This is a genomic window from Burkholderia sp. BDU5, from assembly GCF_001522845.1.
Lineage (GTDB): Bacteria > Pseudomonadota > Gammaproteobacteria > Burkholderiales > Burkholderiaceae > Burkholderia > Burkholderia mayonis.
Genome location: NZ_LOWC01000079.1, coordinates 13136 through 37440, shown reverse-complemented (window position 1 = coordinate 37440; position 24305 = coordinate 13136). Strand labels below are relative to the sequence as shown.

Here is a 24305-nt window from a genome sequence, read left to right as displayed (position 1 = left end):
TCGGCCCGGCCTCTCCAACTTCCGGTCTGCCCCGTTTCAATTCGATTCAACCGGATCGCTCGGCTGCCCGAGCGGCAGCGGCCTATCCGCGCGGCGAATGAACCCGTTTGCGTCCTCGTTCGAACCGAGCGGTGCGGGGGGATCAATGCGTCGCGTGCGCGCCGATTCGGCCATCGCGTATTGACCGAATGAAGATTCGATCGTGTGGCCGAAATTTTCTGATTGGGTGGTTGAATGGATCAATGCTTGGAACACGCCATTCAATTGAATTTTGATTCAATGGAGCGAATTGAAAAGCGAAGTATAAAAAGATGAAAGTCGTTGTTTCGATATTTGAAACATAAACTTGCTCGGGCGAACTTTATCTGAAGTATGTTGGCTGCCATAAAACGATATTTCCGGATTTTTGACAAGTCAACGAAATGGAGGGGGGCTAGTAATCCCCGGGCCCCAATGCATTGGGGGGTTGAATAGTCGACTATTTAGGACAGTGTTTTCAGGCAAGGGCTTTATTTTTCTGAAATTTGTTTTTAATATTGCGCGCTCAAGATTGGCGGAAAGATATTTTCAGGTCATGAAAATTATTTGAAATGGTTCAGTGGATTGAAATGATCGAATTTCGGGATGTGCCGGCCTGAATTGGATGAATTCGAAATTTCAATCCGAGCGCTTCCGATGAATCGCCGGTTGCGGTGGTCATTGTCTTCCGGAATTCGAATGCGATGAGTGGCCGCGACGAGAATGCCGCCGCCTGCGCCGTCGGGGAAACGGTGAGGCGAGCGTCGGCGGACGCAGGCCCGCGATCGATCGGAGCGCGCTCGATCGACGAAGCCGGCACGCGGCACGCGCGGCTTCGCCGGCGTCCGGTCCGCGTCGGATGGCGCGCGCGGCGCCGAATCACCCCGGTTTCTCAGTCAACTTCTCGTGAGCACTGACGATGGACAACTTTTGCCGCATGAATCTGCCTGCAACAACCGATCTGCCGGAGTTCGTCTTCGAGTTGCCGGACCTGCAGTTTCCGGCGCGCATCAATTGCGCGGCGGCGCTCCTCGATGCCGCCGTGACCGAGCGCGGCTGGGGCGATCGCGTCGCGATCAAGACCGAATCCGGCGTCGCGTGGTCGTATCGCGATCTGTTCGAATACAGCAACCGGATCGCGAACATGCTGGTGCGCGACGGCGGCCTCGTTCCGGGCAACCGGGTGCTGCTGCACGGAACCAATCATCCGTTCCTCGCCGCCGCGTGGTTCGCGATCGTCAAGGCGGGCGGCGTTGCCGTGACGACGATGCCGCTGCTGCGCGCGGGCGAGTTGTCGAAAGTCATCGCGCAGGCGAAGGTTTCGCATGCGCTCTGCGAGGCATCGGTCTCGGCGGAATTGCAGGCGGCCATGGCGGCCGCGCCCGGCGTCGAATTCGTCCGCTGCTACGAAGCGGACGAGACTGGCGCGTTCGAGCGGTTGATGCGCGAGTACCCGGCCACGTTCGAGACGGCCGACACGCGCGCCGACGATCCGTGCATCGTCGCGTTCACGTCCGGCACGACCGGGCGGCCGAAGGCGACCGTGCATTTCCATCGAGACGTGATGGCGATCTGCCATTGCTTCCCGCAGCACGTGCTGAAGCCCGACGCGGACGACGTGTTCTGCGGCTCGCCGCCGCTCGCGTTTACGTTCGGCCTCGGCGCACTGCTGCTGTTTCCGCTGAGCGTCGGCGCGAGCGTCGTGCTGTTGCAGCGGGCGAAGCCGGAGCGGTTGCTCGCCGCGATCGACGCGCATCACGTCAGCATCCTCTTCACCGCGCCGGCCGCCTATCGCGCGATGCTCGACGCCGTCGACGATCATGACATCTCGAGCCTGCGCAAATGCGTGTGCGCGGGCGAGGCGCTGCCGGTGCCGACGCGCAACGCGTGGCTGGCCCGGACGGGCATCCGCATCATCGATGGCATCGGCGCGACCGAGATGCTGCACATCTTCGCGTCGGCGGATGAAGCGCGGGCGAAGGAAGGGGCGATCGGAAAGGCGGTGCCCGGCTACCGGCTCGCGATCCTCGACGAGCACGGCGAGCGTCTGCCGCCTTACCACGTCGGCCGCCTCGCGGTGCAGGGGCCGACCGGCTGCCGCTATCTGAACGACGCGCGGCAGGGCGACTACGTGCAGCACGGCTGGAACTTGACGGGCGATGCCGCGTATCTCGACGAGGAAGGCTACCTGTTCTACCAGGCGCGCGCCGACGATCTGATCATCAGCCTCGGCTACACCATTTCGCCCGCCGAAGTCGAGGAAGCGATGCTGCGCCACGCGGACGTGCTCGAGTGCGGTGTCGTCGGTGCGCCCGACGAGCGCGGCGGCACGGTCGTGTGCGCGCACGTCGTGCTGCGCCCCGGCGTGAGCGGCTCCGATGCGTTGACGGCGGCGCTCCAGCAGCACGTGAAGGCGCTGATCGCGCCTTACAAGTATCCGCGGCGCATCGAGTATCACGCGAGCGGACTGCCGCGCAACGAGTCCGGCAAGCTGCAGCGCTTCAAGCTGCGACAGGCGGCCGAGGACGCGCAAGCGGCCTGACGGCCGCGCGGGCCGGCGGCGCCGCGCGCGGCCGGCGATCGGCATCGACAACGCCAAACCCACACAAGATCGAAGCGACATGAAAATACTAGGAGCGGGTATTGCGGTATCGGACGGCGCGAAGCACGCGCTTCCGTTTGCGAACGACTATGCGGTCAAGGCGGCGAGGCAGGCGCTCTCGAAAGCGCGCTGCCTGCCGTCGGAGCTCGATCTCATCGTCAGTTTGTCGGTTTCTCCGAACCGGATGGCGGACGCGGCGCCCATCGCGGGGCCGCGCCTCGCGCATCCGGTGCAGCGCGATCTGCGCGCGGCCAACGCGGCCGTGTTCGATCTGCTCGACGCGGACTGGACGCTCGCGCTCGATTTCGTGCAGAGCCATTGCCGTCAGCTCGGCTACCGACGCGCGCTCGTCGTGAAGGCAGAGGCGCTGGCCGACGTCGACGGCGCCGAGTCGAGCGGCTTCACCGACGGCGCGGGCGCAATCGTGCTGACGTCCGGACGCGACGATCGCTATCACGCGAGCTACGCGGATCTCGACGCGACGAGCCTCGCGACGCTCGACGCCGTGCCCGCGCGCCACGCGCACGAGACCGGCGTCGTCGCGCGCTTCGACAGCGGCTTCGATCCCGCGGCCGGCCGCTTTCGCACGCAGCCGGGCAACGCCGACGCGGCCGTGCGCGCGGTCGTCGGCGACGTGCGCGGCAAAGTCGATGCGCACGTGTCCGAACTGTTTCGTGAGTCGTGGCTGCGCGGCTGGCTGTCGGACGACGCCGGCTTCGCGAGCGAATCGCGCGTCGACGTGATCGACGGCGCAGCTGACATCCCCGTCGCATTCCAGCTTCCCGCCTGGCTCGCGACCCGCGCGAGCGGCGCCACGGGCGCGCGCGGCGACGCGCAGATCGTCGCCGCGCTGACGCTCGACGTGTTCAAGCCGCGCATCGCATGCATCGCAATGGAGATCTGATGTCCTACAACGTTCGTATGGCCAGTTTGGCGTGCAATCTGCCGTCGCGGTTGCTGCGCAACGACGATCCGGCTTTCGACGAAGTCGAGCCGATCCCTTCCGAGTGGTGGCACTTCTGGGGAATCAAATCGCGCTACGTGATCGATCCGCGCGCGGGCGAATCCGAGCTGGCGATGGCGGAGCACACGGCGCGCCAGGCGCTCGCGCGCGCAGACGTCGAGGCGGCCGATCTCGATCTCGTGCTGTTCAACATCACGTCGCCGTTCGTCACCGCCGAAGGCGGCGCAAGGCGCTTCGCGCCGCGGCTCGCGCGCACGCTGCGCGATCGGCTCGGTGCGCACCGCGCGCTCGACGCCGACGTCGAAATGGAATGCGCGAGCTTCGTGCTGCAACTGCAGCTCGCGACGAACCTGATCAAGCAAGGGCGCGTCAAGCGGGCGCTCGTGTGCTCGTCGGAGCGGATGTCGTCGGTCGTCGACTATGCGAGCAAGTCGTCGACGACGTTCGGCGACGGCGCGGCGGCCGCGGTGCTCGTCGCCGACGCGCACGATCCGCAAGGCGCCGACTGGCTGAACGCGGTCTATCGCAGCGACGCGACGCACTACGATCTCGCGACGATGCAATGGCGCTACCCGAAGCCCGCGGCGAACCGCGACGAAGCGGAGCGTCAGGCCGAGCGCTTCGGCGCGTATTTCACGCTGAAGCCGGAGGCGCAGGAGCAGATCGCGCGCTTCATGCCCGAGGCGATTCCCGACATCGTCGACCGGCTGCTGCGCAAGAGCGGCCTGAACACGGACGACATCGACGCGATGGTGTTCCATCAGCCGTCGGAGATCCTCGTGCGCGCGTGGGCGCAGCGCCTCGGTCTCGCGCCGGACCAATACGTGATTCGTCTTGCCGACTGCGCGTGCCTCGTGTCGGCCGCGGTGCCGCTCGCGCTTTACGAATCGATCCGCAGCGGCGTCGTCAAGCCGGGCTCGCAGGTGGTGATCGCGGGCGCGGGCGCCGGCTGGGGCTTCGGCGCGCAGCTATGGCGCTGGGGCGAAACGGTCGTGACCGACGCGGATTCGACCGTCGATGCCGCGGAGGCCGATCATGCCGCGTAACCTCGTCATCGCCGGGCTCGGGTATGCGCTGCCGGAGCGGATCGTGGACAACGACGAGATCGCGAGCGTCATCGACACGAGCGACGAATTCATCCGCACCCGCACCGGCGTGCTGCATCGCCGCTACCTCGCGCCCGGCCAGCAACTGGCGGACCTCGCGTGCCCGGCCGCCGAGCGGGCGATGGCCGACGCCGGCGTGACGCCGGCCGACATCGACCTGCTGATCGTCAACACGCTGTCGCCGGATCATCACGATCCGTCGCAGGCGTGCTACATCCAGCCGCGGCTTGGGCTGCGCGAGATTCCGTGCTTCGACATCCGGGCGCAATGCAGTGGCGGGCTGTACGGGATCGAAATCGCGCGGCATTTCCTCGCGAGCGACCTGTATCGCAACGTGCTGCTGATCTGCGCGGAAGCGCTGTCGCGGCGGATCGACACGAGCAACGCGGGCCGCAACCTGTCGATCCTGCTGAGCGACGGCGCCGCCGCGATGGTGCTGCAAGGGCAGGCTGACGCGACGCGCGGCCTGCTCGACCTGTCGCTCGGCGCGGACGGCACGCAATTCGATCTGCTGCAGACGGAGGCGCCCGGCGCGAAGCGGCCGAACTTCATCGATGCCGACGACATCGCAGCGGGCCGCCACCACTTCCGGATGCGCGGCGCGGACATGTTCGAGGACGCGACGCGCCGCATCGTCGACGCATGTCGTCAGATGCTGGACAAGCACAGGCTGACGCTCGGCGACATCGGGCTCGTCGTGCCGCACCAGCCGAACCTGCGGATCATCGACGCGGTGATCGAGCAGCTCGGCCTGCCGCGCGAGCGCTGCATGATCTCCGTCGAGCACCTCGGCAACATGGCGAGCGCCGCGTTTCCGGTCGCGCTCGCGCTCGCGCACGAGCAAGGGCGCATGCGAGCCGGGCAACTGAACCTGCTGGTGACCTACGGCGCGGGCGCTACCTGGGCGTGCGCGCTCTATCGGAGCTGAACGACATGCAGCACTGCACCCCTGGCTGGATCGACTCGCAGCTCGCCATCGTCGGAAGCGCGGAAGTGCCGCTGTACGTGGTCGTCAACGACGAAGCCGCGACGCTGATCGAAGGCGGGTTGAGCGGCATGACCGAGCTGGTGTGGCGACAGCTTCACGATCTGCTGAAGGACTACGGCGGCATCCGGCATCTGCGCTACTGGCTGATCACGCATTCGCACTACGACCATTGCAGCCTGCTCGGAACACTGAAACCGCGGATGCCGTGGCTGCACGTCGTCGGCTCGCCCGACACCGCCGACGCGCTGCAGAGCCCGTCCGCGTGCAGGACGATCAGAAAGCTCGACGCTCAGGCGTCCGTTGCGTGGGAGCCGATCACCGAAGCCGATCTCGCGGACCTGGCCGAAGTCCCGCTGTACCCGGTCAATCCGGGCACGGCGCTCGACATCGGCGAAGGGATGCGGATGCGCGCGATCGCGCTGCCGGGCCACAGCGTCTGCCTGTTCGGCTATCACTGCCCGCAGCTCGACCTGCTGTTCGTGTCGGACGCGCTCGGCGAATACCACGGGCCGACGCAGTGGCTGCCGCTCGTGTTCCAGGATTTGCCCGCGTACCGGCAGTCGCTCGCCGTCATCGAGCGGCAGCAGGCCGCGCGGATTGCGCTGGGCCATCACGGGATCATCGGCGGCGACGTCGCGCGGCACGCGGTCCGGCACGCGCGGGCCGGCCTCGCGGTGCGCAACGACGAAGCGTGCGCGGCGCGCGGCGACGCGGCCGCGACGCGCGCGCTCGCGCAGCAATGGACTGAGCGCTATGCGGCGCGCAGCGCGAAAGTGGTGCCGCGCACGCTGCATCTGAAGAGCATGGAACGAATGATCGACCTGTTCCAGCGCGCCGCATAGGCGCGCGAACGCCGACGCGGGCGACGCCCGCGTCGATTGCCTCACCGGCCGGCTCGCCTCGGATCTTCGGCGCCGGCCGCCGAACGCAACCACCACGACCGTGGATTTCATTTCCTGTCGGATGACGTCATGACAACCACCAATCTGCCGAAGACGATCAACGAATTGCTGCGTTTCCGTGCGGCGACGAAAGGCGAGAAAGACGCCTATCTGTTCTTGAGCGGTCAGCCCGACGACGAGCAGCAGCAGTCGATCACGTTCGCGGACCTCGACCGGACGGCGCGCCGCGTCGCGCTGCTGCTTCAGCGGCATTCGGTCGGCATCGGCGAGCGCGTGCTGCTGCTTTGCCGGCCCGGCCTCGATTACATCGCTGGCTTTCTCGGCTGCCTGTACGCGGGTGCGGTCGCCGTGCCCGTGTATCCGCCGCGCAACCGGCAGCACGCGGCCCGCATCGTCGGCATCGTCGAGAGTGCTGGCGCGAAGGCGATCCTGTGCACGGGCGACGATTTCGCGCGCTGCACGAAGCTGCTGGAAGACACCGCGGCGTCGCACGTCGCGCTGCTCGACCTGGACGCCGCGAAGCCGCTCGACGCGTCACTCGAGCCCGCGGACGTCGCGCCGTCGCACGTCGCGTTCCTGCAGTACACATCGGGCACGACCGGCAGGCCGAAGGGCGTGATGGTCACGCACGGCAACCTGATGCACAACCTCGCGCTGATCGGCGAATGGATGGGGTATCACGAAGAGAGCACGATGGTCAGCTGGCTGCCGCCCTATCACGACATGGGGCTGATCGGCGGCATTCTGACGTCTCTGTTCGGCGGCTTCCGCTGCGTGCTGATGGCGCCGGAGCGCTTCATCCAGCATCCGTTCCTGTGGCTGCGCGCAATCAGTGACTATCGCGCGGACGTGACGGGCGCGCCCGACTTCGCGTACCGGATGTGCAGCCGCCGCGTGCCCGACGAGCAACTCGCGACGCTCGACCTGAGCTGTCTGAGGACCGCGTACAGCGGTGCGGAGTCGGTCCGCTACGGCACGCTCGCTGAGTTCGCGCAGCGCTTCGCGTCGACGGGCTTCGATCCCGAACGCTTCAAGCCTTGCTACGGCCTTGCCGAATGCACGCTGCTGGTCGCCGGGCGCAGCGCGCCGCGGCCGCTGCGCACGGTGTGCGTCGACCAGGCGGCGCTCCAGCGTCAGAAGGTCGTGATCAAGCGCGAGCTCGAAGGTCTGTCGCCGCAGATGCAGGAGCGCGACGGCGAGCGCGTGCTCGTCAGCGTCGGCGTGCCGATCGGCGAGCAGCGGGTCGTCGTGCGCGATCTGAACACGAACGAGCGCTGCGCGGACGACGTGATCGGCGAAATCTGCGTCGCCGGCCAAAGCGTCGCGCCCGGATACTGGCAGCAGTACGAACAGACGATCGCGACGTTCCAGCGCGGCATCGGCGGCGAAACGGGGCAGGAATTCGCGGGCACGGGCGATCTCGGCTTCCATCATCGCGGCGATCTGTACATCACTGGCCGCCTGAAGGACATGATCATCATCGCGGGGCGCAACTACTACTCGGAAGACGTCGAGTATGCGGTCATCGGCAGTCGGCCCGAGCTGGTGCCGAACGGCTGCGCGGCGTTCACGGTCGAGGCGGACGACGAGGAGCGGCTCGTCGTCGTCGCCGAAATCGAGCGCACGCAGCGCAAGGGCGATCTCGACGCGCTGCTCAAGGGCATTCGCGAGGTGATCTGGCATCGCCACGACATCAGTCCCGGCTCGGTGCTGCTGGTGTCGCCCGGCAGCGTGCCGAAGACGTCGAGCGGCAAGGTGCGGCGCAGTGAATGCCGCAACCGGATGCGCGACGGCGAGCTGACGATACTCGCGCGCTGGGACGCCGACGATCGCATGTCCTACGCGACGCAGGGCGCTGTCGCGTCGATCGCGTCAACCGTGTCGTCCGCCGCGCCGAGCGTGAAGATCGATGCGGCCGACGCGGGCTGCAACGCTTCGCCGAACGCATCGAAGGTCGAGCAGCTCAAGGACTGGCTGCGTCACTACGCGCGCACGCGGATCGATTCGCGGACCATCGACGAGCGCCGCACGATTCCGCCGCACATCGTGCTCGATTTCGGCAACGAAGGGCTGCTCGGCATGCAGATCGACCGCGCATACGGCGGCCTCGGCTTCGCGCATCGCGAGATGCTGGAGGTGGTGTCGCAGCTCGCGACGATCGATTCGACGCTCGCATTCTTCGTCGGCCTGAACAATACGCTCGGCATCCGCCCGATCATGCTGCATGCGCAGCCGGCACTGCGCGACGAACTGCTGCCGCTGCTCGCGACAGGGCGAACACTTGCCGCGTTCGCGCTCACCGAGCCGGCCGCGGGCTCCAACGTGCGCGCGATCGGCTCGACCGCGCAGCGCATCGACGGCGATCATTGGCTCGTCAGCGGCCAGAAGAGCTGGAGCGGATCGTCCGCGTGGGCGGGCGTGATCAACGTGTTCGCGAAGCAGGCCGACGGCGCGGGGATGATCGGGCTCGCCGTCAGACAAGGCACGCCCGGCCTGCGGATCGGCGCGGAAGACCTGACGATGGGCGTGCGCGGAATGATCCAGAACACGCTGCATCTCGATCGCGCACGCGTGAGCGACGCGTGCCGGCTCGGCGCGATCGGGCAGGGAATGGCGGTTGCGCAGCAGACGATGAATTTCGCGCGCCTCGGCATCGGTGCGGTCTGCGTCGGCGGGATGAAGCGTTGCGCGCAACTGATGCATCGCTACGGCGCGCGGCGCCGGATCGGCACGGGGCTGTTGCTCGACAACCCGCTGAGCCGCCAGCGCCTCGGCGACCTGCGGCATCGCATCGACGGCTTGAACGCGCTGATCGAGCACCTGGCGGCCGATTTCGACGCGGGGCGCGACGCGCCCGAAGACGGCTTGCTGATCGCGAAGATCCTCGGCTCCGAATTCTTGTCGCAGTCGTCCGACGAACTGATGCAGATGCTGGGCGGCCGCGGCTACATCGAATCCAATCTCGCGCCGCAGATCTTCCGCGATGCGCGCCTGCCGCGCATCTTCGAAGGGCCGACCGAGACACTGCTCGCGCATCTGGGCAGCCGGCTGCTGAACGGCAGCGACGATCTGCTCGGCTATCTGGGCGCGCGGACGGGCGCCGGCGCGCTCGCCGCGGAACTGCGCGAGCTCGGCGAACGGCTGCTCGACGACGGGCTTGCGAACGCCGGGCAACTCGGCGGCGCCGCGCATGCGACGAACTGGGTCAACTACTGGCTCGGCGCCGTCGCGCAGTGGGCGCTGCTGCTGGCGGCCGTCGAGCAGGCCGCGAAGCGACGCGGCGTCGACGGCGCGACGCTCGAATGGGCGCAGAGCCAATACGAACTCGCCGTTGAAGCGGCGCAGCGTCAGGTTGGCCGGCGGCGCGTGCTGTCGAGCGCCGCGCAGATCGCCGAGTGGGCGCTGCACGTCGAGCGCGAGATCGGACCGATCGAGCAGACGGCGCCGGGCGCGACGCAGCGGCTCGATCCGCTGCTGCGCGCCGAGCATGACGCGCGCCCGGAGCCGTCCGATGCCGGCGTCGCGCTCGCCGACGACGAACCGCCGCCGACGGCGGACGACGCGCCGACGCCTGCGCCGGTCGCTCCGGCCGATCCCGAACTGAAGCGGGAGTTCGAGCAATGGCTGCTGACGTGGCTGGGCGAGCGTCTGCGGAATCGCCGGATCGCGCTGACGGCCGAGACGACTTTCGTCGACATCGGGCTCGATTCGATCCTCGCGGTCGAGCTGACGATGGCGTTCAGCGACGCATTCCGCACGACCATCGACGCATCCGCCGTCTGGGATCATTCGTCGATCGACGCATTGGCGGCGCATCTCGCCACCCGAATGGACCGAAGCATGCGCGCACACGCGGGCGCGGCTTCGTCCGACACTTCTTCTTCCTTGTGAGGCGCATCCGATCATGCAGTCGCTTTGTGAACTAGCCACCTCTGCCGGCACTCTGACCGAGCAGCTTGAAAATTACCTCCGCTCGCACGCCGACGACAGCTGCAAGCTGCTCGGCGTACCGGCAGGCACGCCGTTGCGCGTCGAGATCGTCGACACTGGCGCGCCGATCGAGACTCGCCGCGATGATCGGGCGGCGACGCTGCGCATCGGCGAAGAGGACGCGCAGCGCGTGATGGCCTATACGCGCAGCTGCAACTGGGCGAACGGCATCGTGCTCGTGCCGACGCTCACGCGCCTCGTGCTCGCGGGCGCGTTTGACGGTCTGAAGGCCGGCGAGCCGCGCGCGATGCGCGCGTTCGCCGCCGGGCACAAGGCCGATCCGACGCGCAATCTCGGGCTGCTGTGGGGCGCGCTGAACCTGCTCGCGCTGGCCGGCTGGGTCACGCTGAGCAGCGGCGACGAGCGCGCCGACTATGCGCTGACGCCCGCCGGCGCGTGCGTGGTCGAGTGCGTGAACGCGCAGCGGCCGCTCTTCACGCGATTGGCCGATGCGACGTCGATGCTGCAGCACCTGCATGCGCTGTGTCAGCGTCGGCGCGTGAACGACGACGAAAGCGCGCTCTATGCGGAGCTCGTGCGAATCTGCGTCGACGGATGGCCGCTGCCGGCACCGCGGAACGACCTCGAGCGGCACGTCCATGCGCAGTTGCGCACAGCAATGGACGGGCTGTTGCTCGGCCCGACGTGGGTCGCGCTCGACATGCCGGTGTTCGAGAAGCAAGGCAAGCAGCAAGGCAAGGTCGCGGCAAGCGTCTTCGAGGCGTTCGATATGCGACGCGACTGGGTGTCGATCGGCGACGGTTGGCCGCACGCGGATGGCGTAGCGCTGAGCGCGGCGTGGGCGCTGATGGGCCACGCGGGCGTCGCGGACGTCGATTCCGAGGGCGCGCGCGTGCAGCTCAACGAAGCGGGCCGGATTCATCGGCCGATTGCCGCGCCGTACGCGGGGCTCGCCGCATCGTACCTGCGCACTTACGCGTTGCTCGACGAATTGCTGTTCGGCGATCCTGATCCGCTCGATGTCGATCGCGACGGACACATCGATCGCGTGATGAACGTGTACGCGTCGAGCGGCGCCGGGTCGGGTCCGGCGTCGAGGGAGATTTCGACGAAGATCATTCGCCGCCTGTTCGACGAGACGCCGCTCGATCAACAGCCGGCCGGCATTTCCGACATGGGCTGCGGCGACGGCAGCGCGCTGCGGCGCCTCGCGCAGTACGTCATACAGTCGACGCGGCGCGGCCGGCATCTCGCCGACTATCCGCTCATCGTCATCGGCGCGGACTACAACGAATCGGCGCGCAGTCGCGCGGCCGACACGCTGTCGGAGCTGGGCCGCGTGCCGGGCGTGCACGTGCGCGTGATCGACGCCGACATTTCGCAGCCCGATCGTTACGACGAAGCGGTCACCGCGAGCGGCCTGACCGTGAAGGCGATGGACGGCAGCCGCCGCGCGGCGCGTCTCGGCGATCTGCTGCACACGTTCATGTTCCTGGTCCACAACCGGCGTCTCGACGTGCGTCGCGGCGACGCCGCCGACGCGATCCTCGAGCGCTACCTGCGGCAGGTCGATCGGACGCATCTGCGCGGTGTCGTCGAGCGTTACTATCCGGGACAACTGACCGTCTCGGACGATGCGGCGCTGCCGATTCCGCTCGACGAGATCAAGCGTGCGTTCCGCGTCGCGTACAGCGACGCCGAAGGACTCGTGCCCGGCTACGTCGCGGCCGCCGATCTGATCGACTTCGTCGCGCGCTGGAAGCCGCACGCGAAGCATGGTTTCCTCGTCGTCGAGGGGCACAGCCCGTGGGCCGCGAGCCTGCTGGACGACGCGATTGCCGACCCGGGCCGCTGGACCCGCACCGAACAGTTGCCGGCCGTGTTCAATTGGGGGATGCACTTCGTGTCGCGGCAGTTCATGGCGCCGTTCGACGAGTTCATGCTCGCGATGTGCCTGGCAGGCTTGAGCCCGCGCGATGCGATTCACGGGCGCATCCACCCGGAGGGGTTTCCCGGGCCCGACCTGCTGAACGAGTACCGGTTCTTCAGCATCGCCGATTATGTTGCTTTCGACGCGGCGGATGCCTGAGCCCGTCTGCCGGCGAACTTCGGGGCAGAGGCGGGACGTTTAGCGCGAGCGCCTTTCGTTTGACGGCGGCGGCCGAGGTCCGGACGTCGCCTGCGGGCGGAAGGCGCTCGCGGCGTTCGCCGCCGCCGATGCACGCAGCGCGACACCAATTTCCGGCTATGACGTCGCGCGCTCGATTCCGGGATGTCGTCCCCGATATCGGCGCGGACGGGTTCCGTCCACATTCCCTCGCCGATTCCGCTGTCGCGTCAACCGATGCCGTATAGTTCGGCTGGCGCGGACGGCGTCCGCCGCGCATCGATCAAGATGATCGATCCAGTTCGTAAAAATCGATAGGGGAGGGGAAACATGAACGTGTCGCAAGCTTGCCTGCTAATCGCCGCGCTGATGCCATTCGTCTGGACGATGTGCGCGAAGTCGGGCGCGCACTACGACAACCGCGCGCCGCGCCAGTATCTCGCGCAGCTCGAAGGCTGGCGCGCGCGGGCGTTCGCCGCGCATCAGAACTCGTGGGAGGCGCTCGCGCTGTTCACCGCCGCGCTCGTCGTTGCGTGGCACAACGGCGCGAACGTGCAGCGCGTCGATCAGCTTGCGATTGTCTTCGTTGCTTCGCGCGTGGTCTATGGGGTGTTTTATCTGCTGAACTGGGCGACGCTGCGCTCGCTGGTGTGGACCGTCGGTTTCGCTTGCGTGGTCTGGTTGTTCTTCGCCGCGCCCTGAGCGCACGGCATGTTCCAAGCCCGTTGCACGACGTTGCGTGCGGCTGGCGCATTGCGCTTCACACCTTTCACTGTGCGATGCGGCGGCCGGGCGTTCGACGCGCCCGGCCGCCGCGGCTTTCTTTGTGTCGCGAACCTAAAAAAACGCCCTCGCCGCGATGCTCTCCACATCTCGACGAGGGCCAACGGTAGACAGTTGAGCGGGTATCGCGCGGATCAGGCAGCGACCCGCTCGTCGCTTTGCGCGGCTTCGGTGGCCGGGGCCGGCGCCGCGTCCGCTTCGCTGCGGATCAGGTAATCGAACGCGCCGAGCGAAGCCTTCGCGCCTTCACCGACGGCGATCACGATCTGCTTGTACGGCACGGTCGTCACGTCGCCGGCTGCGAACACGCCCGGCACCGACGTTGCGCCGCGCGCATCGACGGTGATCTCGCCGTGCTTCGACAGAGCGAGCGTTCCCTTCAGCCATTCGGTGTTCGGCACGAGGCCGATCTGGACGAACACGCCTTCCAGCTCGACGCGCTTCGTCTCGCCGGCGCGCATGTCTTCGTAGACGAGCCCGTTCAGCTTCGCGCCGTCGCCCGTGAGTTCGGTCGTGCGTGCCTGCGTGATCACCGTCACGTTCGCGAGACTGTGCAGCTTGCGCTGCAGCACTTCGTCCGCGCGCAGCTGTGTGCCGTATTCGATCAGCGTCACCTCGCGGACGACGCCGGCGAGATCGATCGCCGCTTCGACACCCGAGTTGCCGCCGCCGACCACCGCGACGCGCTTGCCCTTGAAGAGCGGGCCGTCGCAATGCGGGCAGTACGCGACACCGCGATTGCGATACTCGCGCTCGCCGGGCACGCCGATTTCGCGCCAGCGCGCGCCGGTCGCGAGCACGATGGCCTTCGCCTTCAGCACCGCGCCGCTCGCGAGATGGATCTCGTGAATACGGCCGGGGACGAGCTTGTCGGCGCGCTGCACGTCGATCACGTCGACTTCGTACTGCTTCACGTGTTGTTCGAGCGCGGTCGCGAACTTCGGCCCCTCGGTTTCCTGGACCGACACGAAGTTCTCGATGGCCATCGTGTCGAGCACCTGCCCGCCGAAGCGCTCGGCGACGACGCCCGTCGCAATGCCCTTGCGCGCCGCGTAGATCGCAGCCGCCGCGCCCGCGGGGCCGCCGCCGACGATCAGCATGTCGAACACAGGCTTCGCCGCGAGCGCCTCCGCCGCGCGCCGGCTCGCGCCGGCATCGAGCTTCGCGAGGATTTCCTTCACGCTGCTGCGGCCCTGGCCGAAGGTTTCGCCGTTCAGAAAGAGCGTCGGCACGGCCATGATCCGGCGCGCTTCGACCTCGTCCTGGAACAGCGCGCCGTCGATCATCACGTGACGGATGCGCGGGTTGACGAGCGCCATCACATTGAGCGCCTGTACGACTTCCGGGCAGTTCTGGCAGGTCAGCGAAATGTACGTCTCGAATGCGTAGTCGCCGTCGAGCTGGCGGATCTGCTCGATCACCGCGTCGTCGAGCTTGAGCGGATGACCGCCCGCTTGCAGCAGTGCGAGCACGAGCGACGTGAATTCATGGCCCATCGGAATGCCGGCGAAACGAATGCCGGCCGCCTTGCCCCGTTCGCCGACCGAGAACGACGGCTTGCGCTCGGCGTCGTCGCGGCGCTCGACCACGGTGACTTGCGGCGACAGCGACGCGATCTCGTCGAGCAGCGCGTGCAGCTCGCGCGACTTGTCGCCGTTGTCGAGTGACGCGACGAGCTCGACCGGGCGGGTGATTCGTTCGAGGTACGATTTCAACTGAGTCTTGAGATTGGTGTCGAGCATGGCGATTCGGATTCCGTAACGAGAGTGGACCGCGCTCGCCGCTCTCGTACGATGCGGTGCGGTGCGGTGAGCGGGCCGCGACGGACGCGGCCCGCGTGGCGCGCACGGCGGCAATGCCGCCGTGCGGAGTTAGATCTTGCCGATCAGGTCGAGCGACGGCGTGAGCGTGTCGGCGCCCGGCGTCCACTTGGCGGGGCACACTTCGCCCGGATGCGCGGCGATGTATTGCGCGGCCTGGACCTTGCGCAGCAGTTCGCCTGCATCGCGGCCGATGCCGTTGTCGTGGATCTCGCACAGCTTGATCTCGCCTTCCGGGTTGATCACGAACGTGCCGCGCAGTGCGAGGCCTTCTTCTTCGATCAGCACGTCGAAGTTGCGCGAGATCGCGAGCGTCGGATCGCCGATCATCGGATACTTGATCTTCGAGATCGTGTCCGACGTGTCGTGCCATGCCTTGTGCGTGAAGTGCGTGTCGGTCGACACCGCGTAGATTTCGACGCCGAGCTTCTGGAAGTCGGCGTAGCGGTCGGCCAGATCGCCGAGCTCGGTCGGGCACACGAACGTGAAGTCGGCCGGATAGAACACGACGACGGACCACTTGCCCTTCAGGGTTTCGTCGCTGACTTGCACGAAGTCGCCGTTATGGTATGCGGTGGCCTTGAACGGTTTGATCTGGCTGTTGATGATCGGCATTTGCGCTTCCTCTTGGGTCGGTGTGTGATCAGGAAGCGCCAGTATGGCGATGTGGCCCGTTTCTGTGAAATTGCTTGTTTCAATGGTCGGAATCGGTAATGCCTATCCGGCCGCCCGGCCGGGCGGCGGGCAGGCAAAAAAAGGCTCATCGAGGAATTCCGGGGAACGCGGCGCGGATTTTGAGAGGATCTCATGCTCACGCTTGGCCGTCGTCAGGCCGTCATGTCGCTTGCCGCCGTCGCGATCGGCTTGCGCCACCCAGTTATGGATCGTTTGCGCCGTGGGTTCGAACTCCCGCGCAAGCTCCTCGGGCGCACGGCCAGCCTTGACCAACTCGACCATCTGCGCCAGAAATTCCGGCGCGTAGGGGTTGTGGTGCTTTCCCATGACGGGCTCCTCCTGTTCCACAGGATAGGTGTCCAAGAAACCGGGTCAACTTCAGTCGACCGCCCGAGCGACAAAACAAGAGTCGCGCGGACGGTCACTTCTGTCTGCGCGGGAGTGACCGTACAGACAGGCTTTTCGCGTCAAGGACGCGCCACGTCGAACAGTCCTTCGCGGACGGGCGAAAAAACATCGAGGTCCGCTTGGTAGCGGGATTGACCTTCGACTGCCAGTTCGACCAGCACGCGCCCGAACAACGGAGCGTATTTGAATGCGCGCCCAGACTCCATGACGCACATTGAAGCGCGTGGATAGAACGCGTCGGTGGACGGTTCCGTCGGGATTCGACCGATGACGAGCTTGCCGTCCGGACTCATGGAATAGAGGCATGTGCCGGCGTGATGGTAGCGGCCGGCATCGATGACACCGGGATCGATGAGCCGGCCGAGATGACCGGTGAGCTCATCCAGCAGGCGCTCGTTCACGCCAGGCCGGATTGCCGCGGGCGAGTCGAAGACATCGTAGGTGTAGTCCGCGCTCATCTTCACCATGTTGCTCATGGTCGGCGAGAAATCCAGCGGAGGGAAGCCGTAGAACGTGCCATGGTCGCTCGCATCGATGTTCCCGAACTCGAACCAGATCGGTACCTGGGGACTGCGTTTCTTGAGTTCCCAGTACGCGTAGTTCATCTGCCAGATCTTCCAGCGCGGCGTTTGCTGCAGGCCGAAGCTCTTCAGCACCGAGTCGGTCCATACGCCCGGACATGCTATCAGATGTTGTCCGTGGACCGAGAGCGACTCGCCGTCGCTCTCGGTGTGCAGCATGTAGCCGCGGCCCGCGGCCGCCGGATGATGGTCGATGCCGACCACGGCATGCTTGTCCAGCACGTGCAGGTGGCCTGTCTGCTTCGCCGCCAGAAAGAACGTCTTCGCGGCCGCCTGGACATTGATAGAGGCGCTCGCGGCCTGGACAAGCCCCGCATAATCGTCAGGCAGGGCCGCCCGATTGAATACCGGGAACCGCCGGTGGATCGCATCGGGAGAGTCCAGGTACGCATACGGCATTCCCATGCCGTCCATGGTCGCCCGGACCTGCATGATGTTGCCTTCGGTCGTCATCGGCGCATCCCGATGTCCAAAGAAAATGAGATCGTTCACCGCAAGCAGTTGCGCGCCCGTTGCGTGCTGGAGTTCCATCCAGAGGGCGAGGGACGTTTCGGCCAGACGCGCTTCCGACTTGTTGTCCTGCATCAGGCGGAACATCCGCTCGATGCCCTTGGAGCTATTGACGTCATTGCGGACACCGAACTGATCGATGATCAGCGTATCCAGGCCCTTGGCCGTCGCATAGTAGGCGCTTGCGAGACCGAGAATGCCTCCGCCTACGACCAGCACGTCGAAATTCGAACCGGATTTGATGGGATGCATCGTATTCTCCTGATAGCTAGAGCTTGCGTGATGGTGATGATTCGTTGATGCGACCGGCAGCGCAGCGGGTCTTAAGCGCGCTCGGTCCGGAGCCGCGCCGCGCTCAGGCTGACCCAGTACCCGGGTTGATAGGGAACCGGCAGAAATCGCTCGTGCAGCTCGCGAAACGTGGCTTCGGGATCCAGGTCCGCAAAGGGCTCCGGGTGCAGCCATTTGGCCAGGCGCTGCAGCGCGATGAAGTAATACGGGTTGTCGTAGAACGGATGCCAGATCGCATACACGCGCCCACTTCTGACTGCGCGCAAGGCCCGGTACCCGGGCCTTGCCATCAGTCGTTGAAGACGAGCCCGCCCTTCGGCGAGGTCGGCGCCCGGCCCGAGATTGACCCAATCGCCTGCCGGCGAATACAGCGACCAGTTGGCTCCTGTGACAATCACGACGTCCGGGTCGGATGCGATGACCTGCTCCGGATGCAGTGTTCCAAAGTCCCCTTGCAGAAATCGGTCGCCGAGGTTGTCGCCGCCCGCGGCGCTGACCAATATGCCGAAGTTGCCATGGCCGTAGCTCAGGCAGCAGTCGTCATAGAGGCCGGCGGCACGCTCGAGCATGAGCAGCGGCCGCGATGCGACCTTTTGCAAGGTCTCTGTCACACGCCGTGTCTGCGTGTCGCGGAATGCCAGGAAGCTGCTTGCGCGCGCCTGGCACCCCAGCAACTCGCCCATGATCTCTACGCTGCGCGTCGCGTTGGCAGACATAGGCGTGCGGAAATCCAGGTAGATGACCGGAATGCCGACTCGCTCCAGATGCGATTCCAGCCCCGACGATTCGGCGGCCGAGCGTGAGCTCAGGTTCAGCAGCACCACGTCGGGCTCCAGCGAGATGAGCCGTTCTGCGCTCAGCGCGTCCGACGTCGCGCCCGGAAACGTGGGAATGTTGCCGATTTCAGGAAAGCGCCGCTGATACGCGCGATAGCTGTCGAGATCGGCGGCGCGGAAGTTCTCCCCCCAGCCGACCACGTCGTGGAAAGGCGCGTTCGAACGCAGCAAGGGCAGGACATAGGCTAAGGCGCCGTCACCCAGCAACAGGCGGCGCGCCGGGCGACGCAGCGGTACGGCGCGGCCTGCGACGTCCTTGATCACCGTCGCTTCGGCGGAGACAGCCCGCGCCGAAGGCAGGGATACCAGCCACGCCGTGGCGAGCATACCGTGCAGCAGCGCGCGGCGCGGCCGGGAAATGTCAGTCAAATTTTCATCTCGCGACGAATGGGCCGCGTCCGGGCGCAGCCGCTCGATTGCACGGCTGTACGGCAGGGCTGCGCCGGACGCGGCACTTTCTCTCGGTGCCGCTTGCAGCGAACGCGGACCAGGCAGGCTCCTATCGTCTGGACGCGGGCGCCGAGGCGGCTGATATGACTCCCGCTGTCAATCGGGATCGTTTTTTCGGTTTTCAAATGCATGTTGTTCGAATTTCCTGAGGGCGGCGCAGCAGTAAATCTCGACGGTGGATCGCGCTGATATCCGCGGATTGGCTGCCGCATTACAGAGGTCCGCCCAATGAGTCTGCCGCTATCTAGTGCCGCAAGTCGAATCAGATCCGTTGCGTAGCCGCGTCGCGGGTTGCTCGTGTGCCGGGCTACGCCGCCTTCAGGAAACGCCTTCTCGAGTGGTTAGGGTGATTCAAGCGTTGCTCAGGTGTCGTGTTACGCCCTGCGTACATCGGGCCGGACGGCGAACGACATCGCGAGCCGGCTGACGTCCCGGATGAAGCCGCTGAGTTCGCGGGCGACCGCGACGACCGCGATGTTCTTTTGCTTAACCGCACGGACCCGCCTCGTAGACAATGCGGATGCATCGCGCCTTTGACTGTAGGCGCTTGCACAGCCGATCGATATCCGTTTTGGTCGTGCCGATCTTGCCAAGTAGTTCGACCTCGCCCGCGCCGAGCGCATAGGCGATGGTGATCGAGTCCTTATGGACGTCGAGACCGACGTACAGCGTGCTACCGTCTTCCATGCTGGCCTCCGCGGTGGAAATCGCCGGGTGTGGCCCCGTCCACACCGTGCGGCTCTGGCAGCGATGCTAACCCGCGTTTGATTCCTCGCAGCAGGCCAGCCCCTTTCTCACGGGAGCCATACCGACTAGTGGGCGTGCGAAAGCAGCGTGGGAATGTTGCAACCCAGCAGATGCGAGCGCTTGAGCAACTCTTCCGTCTTGGCGCCGATCAGCACCCCGGTGTATTCGTTCGCCTGATTTTGCGTCATGATGCGGAAGACATCCGGGAACGACCGTTCGACGCTGTCGCAGATCACAGCGCCGGCATTGCTGACGTAATCGGGGAGATACCCGATGCCCCTGCCGATCAGCTTCGCTTCCGCTTCCGGGCTCTCGAACGGGGAGTTCGAACTGCTGACCACCCAGCGAGTGCGAATGCGATCGACGGTCTTCATGTCGAGAATCCCGGAGAGGGAGGCGACGCATAGTACGTCGGATGCGCATGACCAGAACTCGTCCTCGCTCAGCATGCGCACGCCGGTGGGGATCTCCGGACTTGGCCGAACGTCGAATCCGACCACCTCGTAGTCGCGTTCGAGGCATTGCCGGGCCACCTCCCGGCCCACCTTGCCCATGCCGTGAATTGCCACCAGCGGCGCGTCGCTGCTCCGGTGCGTGAACTGCAGCACGGCCAGCAACGCACTCCAGACTCCGTAGCCCGTGGCGATCGAGGTATTGATCTGGGGGCTGTCCATGGCGTCCAGAATCCACTGCGTCGACTTCCGGAGATAGGCCATGTGGGTACTGCTGGTGTTGATGTCGCATCCGGTGTACATCGAGCCGGCATACCGGTTGAGCGTCTCGCCGATTGCGTCGAACACGTGCGGCGCGTCGTCGGGCGCGGCGTTGCTGTTGACGACGATCTTTCCGCCGCTGAAGCCCGTGCGGTATAGGCCGTGCTTCAGGTCCATCGCATGGGCCAGCATGACTGCCTCGTCCTTTTGCTTGCTCAGCGAGTCATATCGATGCCAGCGGATTCCGCCGTTGCTCGGCAGCGCGTGCCGGCGCGGCGAGCATGCGATGGTGAAGGAACTCTGGTCGTCCACGACGATGGTTTCGACTTCGTATTTGCCGTAGCGGGGATGATTGATGATGGCCATAGTCAAGCGTACTTTTTTCCTTAACGATGTGTGCGAATAGCTTTGGCGGCACCCGCTTCCACCAGGCAGGCGCGTAAGCCTGTTGGTGTCGGGGCGCGCATGAAGTCCGGCACGCTCACCATGACCCCGAGCTCGGAGTCGGCAAGTGCGACCAGTTTGATGACCGACAGCGAATCGCCGCCATCGTCGCTGAACTGCCGATGCGGGTCCGACGGCGCCACTCCGGTGGCTTTCTCCCAAAGGGCTGCGGCTGCGGCGTCGAGCGTTTCATACTCGCGCGACGCCAGACGGCGGACGGGCGCCTCGGGCGGCGGGTTTCCGGCCGCATCCGCATCCGCGGCGATGCCATGACGTGTCCTGTCGAACGGATAGTGAGGCAAGGGCGCGACCGTGCCGGCGTTGTCCCATGACGGGCGCCAGTCCAGGTCCACGCCTGCCGTCCATAGTTTTTGCAGCGCCCCGTGCCAGATTTCGTGCTCTTGGGATTCGTCGCGTTCGGCGCGCATCGTGCGGACGGCGATGTCTTTCCCGCGCAACGCCATCGTCAGTGCGGTCAGCGTGGTGCCGGGCCCGACCTCGACGAATACCGTTCCTTCCCGGGCCGGTATCGACTGGATCGCGTCCACGAACCGCACTGGCTCGCGGGCGTGCCGCGCCCAATAGTCCCGGTCCAGCTGCGCCATTGATGCAAGTTCGGAACCCAGCAAGGTCGAATGGAACCGGATCCCGGCAGCGTCCGTCGATGGGGCCGGCGCCGCCAGTACCAGTTCGGCCAGAGCAGGGTCCATCATCGAAGAGTGGAACGCGTGGGATACCGACAACGCACGGCAGCGAATCCCGCGCTTCGACAACGATGCCTGCACGCGTTGAATCGCCGCCGCCGTGCCAGAGAGCACGCACGATTCCTTGCCATTGACGGCGGCGAGTGACACATCCTCCGCAAGCCAGTCCTGGCAGGCTTCCTCGCTCATGGATACCGCCAGCATCGAGCCCGGAGGCAGGGCGGACATCAACCGGCCTCGGCGGGCAGCGAACAGGAGCGCATGTTCGTCAGTCAATACGCCTGCAATGCACGCTCCCGCGATTTCTCCGAGGCTATGCCCGACGACTGCGTCGGGCACGATGCCATGCTGCATGAGAAAACGCGCCATCGCGATCTGGACGGCCACCAGAGCCGGCTGAGCCGTCGCGGTGTCGGTGAGTCTGGCGCTGCCGCTGCCATGCAGCAGGAAGGAGACGTCGACGTTTGCGTTGTCGCGAAGCAGGCCGACTAGTTCACGCAGAACGGTGGCGAAGCGGGCATTGGACTGTGCGAGGCCCGTCGCCATGCCGAGGAACTGGCTGCCTTGACCGGGGAACTGGAACACGACATGCGGCGCGCGGCGCCCGCTGTCGCGCACCTCTTCGCCCACCTGAAGCATTCCGTCCTTGCCGGCTAGCAAGGTCGCGCGATATCTGAGCGGCCGCCGCGTCGTTTGGGCGCTCCACGCCAGCGTATCGATAGGCAATGCCGAGAGATCCGAGCGGTAGGTCTGAATCAGTCGATGGCACGCGGCCTCGCTTTGCCCGGACACCGGAACGGCCGACGGGTAGATAGCCGGAGCCGGAGGCCGCTCGTCGGCGTCCAGGGGCGGACGGGCGAGCAAGACGTGCGTATTGGTTCCCCCGATGCCGAATGCGCTGACGCCAATCGCGGTTCGCGGATCCGTCGACTCCCAACGCTCGGCGGACGTTGGAAAGTAGAACGGGCTGCCATCCAGCGCAATGGACGGGTTGACCTCGTCGATATGAATCTGCGGCGCTATCCAGCCGTGCTGAATCTGAAGCACGGCCTTGATCAGGCCAGCCATCCCGGCGCACGTCTCGAGGTGCCCGACGTTGGCCTTGACGGCGCCCAACGCACAATGGCGGGGGGCGACGTCGCCGGTCGCGAACAATTCGTTCAGCGCGTCGAACTCGATCGGATCGCCGGCAATCGTGCCGGTGCCGTGAGCTTCCATGGCCCGCATGGCCGAAGGCGCGAGGTTGGCATCCTTCATGGCCTGGCTGATCAGCCGGCGTTGCCCGTCGACACTGGTGGTGGTGAAACCCACCTTGCGAGCTCCGTCGTTGTTTACGGCGCAGCCCTTGATCACCGCCAGCACGCGATCGCCGTCGACCAGCGCCAACCGCAGCGGCTTCAGCACGACGACAGCCACGCCACTGCCGAACACCGTGCCGCTCGCGTTGCTGGAGAACGGCATGCAATGACCATTGCGGGAGTAGACCATGCCCTGCTGGGCCTGGTACGGAACCCGCTGGGGAAAGCGAACCGTACATCCGCCGGCCAGCGCGGTGCGGCAACGGCCCGCCCGCAGCGCCTCCACGGCCTCGGCGACGGCGACGAGGGACGTGGCGCAGGCGGCCTGCACGCCGAGCACCGGCCCCTCGATGCCCAGATGCCACGCTGTGCGGCTGACCAGATAGTCCTTGTCGTTGGTGATCTGCAGCTCGAAAGCGGACGGCTGGAATTTCTCCATCAGTTCCGATTGCTGCAGGTGCGCTAGATACGCCGAACTGCTCCCCCCCGCGAACAGGCCGGTATCCGGCAAGCGCCCGGGGAGAATTCCGCTTTGCTCCAGCGCGTGCCACGCACATTCGAGAAACAGGCGGTGCTGCGGGTCCATCAATGCGGCATCCCGATGGCCGACCCCAAAGAAGGCGGCATCGAATGCCAGCACGTCGCCCGTCAGCGGCGCGGCGAATGGGAGGGTTTGCCGGTCGCTCGGCGCATCGCCGAGTTCCATCACCGATTCGACGCCGTTGACGAGGTTGTGCCAATACTCGTCGGGATCGCTTGCGCCTGGGAACCGGCAAGCCATGCCGATTACGGCGATGTCCCGATCAGAGGGCTGGATGTGCATGGAATCCCCAATTCAGTCGGTCATGTATCCGCGACGGATGCGCTGTTGCAGGGCGGCGTCGGCGGCGTTGATGGGAATCAGCAGCACAAAGGACCGATAGCGCAGGCGAGGGACTTCCTGATACAACTGCCGGACTCCGAACATGCCGGCCACTTCGCCGCTGACGCCGGTGGCAAACAGCGATTGCCACCGGCCTTGCCAGATCGCGGACGAATTCCAGATGCCCGCGGTCTCGATCCTGCCGAACTTCGTCTCCGCCGTTTCCCGATAGTAAGAAACGACGTCGTCGTCCAGGCGCGAGATCTTCCAGCCTTCGCCGCAGATGGTTCCCAGTTCATCGCCGTCGTCGCCGACCCAACGGTCGTTGTGCGAGTTGACGTCGCCCACGCTGGGCCGGTCGTCGGCCTGGGCCTTGAATTTGATTTCGCACAGTTCGACCGCCGGGATGATGACCATGTGGTCATGGCCGATCCGCTCGGCAACGGCCTGCCGCGCCGTTTCGATTCCGTCGGGCTGGCCCAGTTGCGCTCTTGCCAGATTGGCGAGAGCGACGAGGCTGGACATCATGTCGAGTTCAGGCATTT

17 protein-coding genes and 1 pseudogene are annotated in these 24305 nt (G+C 65.9%); 8 read left to right on the top strand and 10 right to left on the bottom strand.

Annotated elements, in window-relative coordinates; translation table 11 throughout:
- Window positions 1-36 precede the first annotated feature (36 nt).
- Window positions 37-264: a hypothetical protein gene (locus tag WS69_RS33330; RefSeq protein ID WP_156438138.1), complete on the bottom strand. Its 228-nt coding sequence runs from the start codon at window positions 262-264 to the stop codon at window positions 37-39.
- 673 nt (window positions 265-937) lie between these two features.
- Between WS69_RS33330 and WS69_RS14090 the strand changes: the two genes are divergently transcribed.
- The 8 genes from WS69_RS14090 (at window position 938) to WS69_RS14055 (ending at window position 13340) form a co-directional block, all read left to right on the top strand.
- Entirely contained in the window at window positions 938-2560 is a 1623-nt protein-coding gene (locus WS69_RS14090; protein ID WP_059471369.1) for an AMP-binding protein, read from the top strand.
- A gap of 79 nt (window positions 2561-2639) precedes the next feature.
- Window positions 2640-3524 carry a hypothetical protein gene (locus WS69_RS14085; protein WP_059471368.1) on the top strand — a complete coding sequence of 295 codons (885 nt, stop codon included), beginning with the start codon at window positions 2640-2642 and terminating at the stop codon, window positions 3522-3524.
- Window positions 3524-4630, top strand: coding sequence for a 3-oxoacyl-ACP synthase III family protein (locus WS69_RS14080; RefSeq protein WP_059471367.1), 1107 nt, complete (start codon window positions 3524-3526; stop codon window positions 4628-4630). Before WS69_RS14085 ends, WS69_RS14080 begins: the two co-directional genes overlap by 1 nt.
- Window positions 4620-5618, top strand: coding sequence for a ketoacyl-ACP synthase III (locus WS69_RS14075; RefSeq protein ID WP_059471366.1), 999 nt, complete (start codon window positions 4620-4622; stop codon window positions 5616-5618). Before WS69_RS14080 ends, WS69_RS14075 begins: the two co-directional genes overlap by 11 nt.
- A gap of 5 nt (window positions 5619-5623) precedes the next feature.
- Window positions 5624-6520: an MBL fold metallo-hydrolase gene (locus WS69_RS14070; protein ID WP_059471365.1), complete on the top strand. Its 897-nt coding sequence runs from the start codon at window positions 5624-5626 to the stop codon at window positions 6518-6520.
- 129 nt (window positions 6521-6649) lie between these two features.
- Entirely contained in the window at window positions 6650-10471 is a 3822-nt protein-coding gene (locus tag WS69_RS14065; RefSeq protein WP_059471364.1) for an AMP-binding protein, read from the top strand.
- Between the two features lie 13 nt (window positions 10472-10484).
- Window positions 10485-12620 carry an AprA-related methyltransferase gene (locus WS69_RS14060; protein ID WP_059471363.1) on the top strand — a complete coding sequence of 712 codons (2136 nt, stop codon included), beginning with the start codon at window positions 10485-10487 and terminating at the stop codon, window positions 12618-12620.
- Window positions 12621-12968: 348 nt separating this feature from the next.
- Entirely contained in the window at window positions 12969-13340 is a 372-nt protein-coding gene (locus WS69_RS14055) for an MAPEG family protein (protein WP_059471362.1), read from the top strand.
- 215 nt (window positions 13341-13555) lie between these two features.
- Here WS69_RS14055 and ahpF read toward each other — a convergent pair whose 3' ends face one another.
- From ahpF to WS69_RS14010, 9 genes and pseudogenes are all read right to left on the bottom strand, one after another.
- Window positions 13556-15163, bottom strand: coding sequence for an alkyl hydroperoxide reductase subunit F (ahpF, locus tag WS69_RS14050; protein WP_059471361.1), 1608 nt, complete (start codon window positions 15161-15163; stop codon window positions 13556-13558).
- A gap of 129 nt (window positions 15164-15292) precedes the next feature.
- Window positions 15293-15856 carry an alkyl hydroperoxide reductase subunit C gene (ahpC, locus tag WS69_RS14045; RefSeq protein WP_059471360.1) on the bottom strand — a complete coding sequence of 188 codons (564 nt, stop codon included), beginning with the start codon at window positions 15854-15856 and terminating at the stop codon, window positions 15293-15295.
- 102 nt (window positions 15857-15958) lie between these two features.
- The gene (locus WS69_RS35485) at window positions 15959-16243 is read right to left on the bottom strand and encodes a transposase (protein WP_156438136.1); all 285 of its coding nucleotides are present in this window, start codon (window positions 16241-16243) and stop codon (window positions 15959-15961) included.
- Window positions 16244-16383: 140 nt separating this feature from the next.
- The gene (locus WS69_RS14035; protein WP_082716194.1) at window positions 16384-17667 is read right to left on the bottom strand and encodes an FAD-dependent oxidoreductase; all 1284 of its coding nucleotides are present in this window, start codon (window positions 17665-17667) and stop codon (window positions 16384-16386) included.
- A 71-nt stretch (window positions 17668-17738) separates the two neighbouring features.
- Entirely contained in the window at window positions 17739-18911 is a 1173-nt protein-coding gene (locus WS69_RS14030; RefSeq protein ID WP_082716193.1) for an ABC transporter substrate-binding protein, read from the bottom strand.
- 570 nt (window positions 18912-19481) lie between these two features.
- Window positions 19482-19679 (bottom strand): annotated as a pseudogene (locus tag WS69_RS14025) (IS110 family transposase); the annotation flags it as partial.
- A gap of 125 nt (window positions 19680-19804) precedes the next feature.
- Window positions 19805-20818, bottom strand: a complete 1014-nt coding sequence (locus WS69_RS14020) for a Glu/Leu/Phe/Val dehydrogenase dimerization domain-containing protein (RefSeq protein WP_059471359.1) — start codon at window positions 20816-20818, stop codon at window positions 19805-19807.
- Window positions 20819-20838: 20 nt separating this feature from the next.
- Window positions 20839-23721: a type I polyketide synthase gene (locus WS69_RS14015; protein WP_082716192.1), complete on the bottom strand. Its 2883-nt coding sequence runs from the start codon at window positions 23719-23721 to the stop codon at window positions 20839-20841.
- 12 nt (window positions 23722-23733) lie between these two features.
- The gene (locus WS69_RS14010; RefSeq protein ID WP_226382934.1) at window positions 23734-24303 is read right to left on the bottom strand and encodes an allene oxide cyclase barrel-like domain-containing protein; all 570 of its coding nucleotides are present in this window, start codon (window positions 24301-24303) and stop codon (window positions 23734-23736) included.
- Between the last annotated feature and the right edge of the window lie 2 nt (window positions 24304-24305).

What these genes read in the sequence shown, in the direction of transcription:
- WS69_RS14055 (WP_059471362.1), top strand. Translation starts at nt 12,969, where the DNA reads ATGAACGTGTCGCAAGCTTGCCTGCTAATCGCCGCGCTGATGCCATTC.
- WS69_RS14010 (WP_226382934.1), bottom strand. Translation starts at nt 24,303, where the DNA reads ATGCCTGAACTCGACATGATGTCCAGCCTCGTCGCTCTCGCCAATCTG.
- WS69_RS14085 (WP_059471368.1), top strand. Translation starts at nt 2,640, where the DNA reads ATGAAAATACTAGGAGCGGGTATTGCGGTATCGGACGGCGCGAAGCAC.
- WS69_RS14015 (WP_082716192.1), bottom strand. Translation starts at nt 23,721, where the DNA reads ATGCACATCCAGCCCTCTGATCGGGACATCGCCGTAATCGGCATGGCT.
- WS69_RS14060 (WP_059471363.1), top strand. Translation starts at nt 10,485, where the DNA reads ATGCAGTCGCTTTGTGAACTAGCCACCTCTGCCGGCACTCTGACCGAG.
- WS69_RS14020 (WP_059471359.1), bottom strand. Translation starts at nt 20,818, where the DNA reads ATGGCCATCATCAATCATCCCCGCTACGGCAAATACGAAGTCGAAACC.
- WS69_RS14075 (WP_059471366.1), top strand. Translation starts at nt 4,620, where the DNA reads ATGCCGCGTAACCTCGTCATCGCCGGGCTCGGGTATGCGCTGCCGGAG.
- WS69_RS14065 (WP_059471364.1), top strand. Translation starts at nt 6,650, where the DNA reads ATGACAACCACCAATCTGCCGAAGACGATCAACGAATTGCTGCGTTTC.
- WS69_RS14080 (WP_059471367.1), top strand. Translation starts at nt 3,524, where the DNA reads ATGTCCTACAACGTTCGTATGGCCAGTTTGGCGTGCAATCTGCCGTCG.
- ahpC (WP_059471360.1), bottom strand. Translation starts at nt 15,856, where the DNA reads ATGCCGATCATCAACAGCCAGATCAAACCGTTCAAGGCCACCGCATAC.
- ahpF (WP_059471361.1), bottom strand. Translation starts at nt 15,163, where the DNA reads ATGCTCGACACCAATCTCAAGACTCAGTTGAAATCGTACCTCGAACGA.
- WS69_RS14070 (WP_059471365.1), top strand. Translation starts at nt 5,624, where the DNA reads ATGCAGCACTGCACCCCTGGCTGGATCGACTCGCAGCTCGCCATCGTC.
- WS69_RS14090 (WP_059471369.1), top strand. Translation starts at nt 938, where the DNA reads ATGGACAACTTTTGCCGCATGAATCTGCCTGCAACAACCGATCTGCCG.
- WS69_RS14035 (WP_082716194.1), bottom strand. Translation starts at nt 17,667, where the DNA reads ATGCATCCCATCAAATCCGGTTCGAATTTCGACGTGCTGGTCGTAGGC.
- WS69_RS35485 (WP_156438136.1), bottom strand. Translation starts at nt 16,243, where the DNA reads ATGGGAAAGCACCACAACCCCTACGCGCCGGAATTTCTGGCGCAGATG.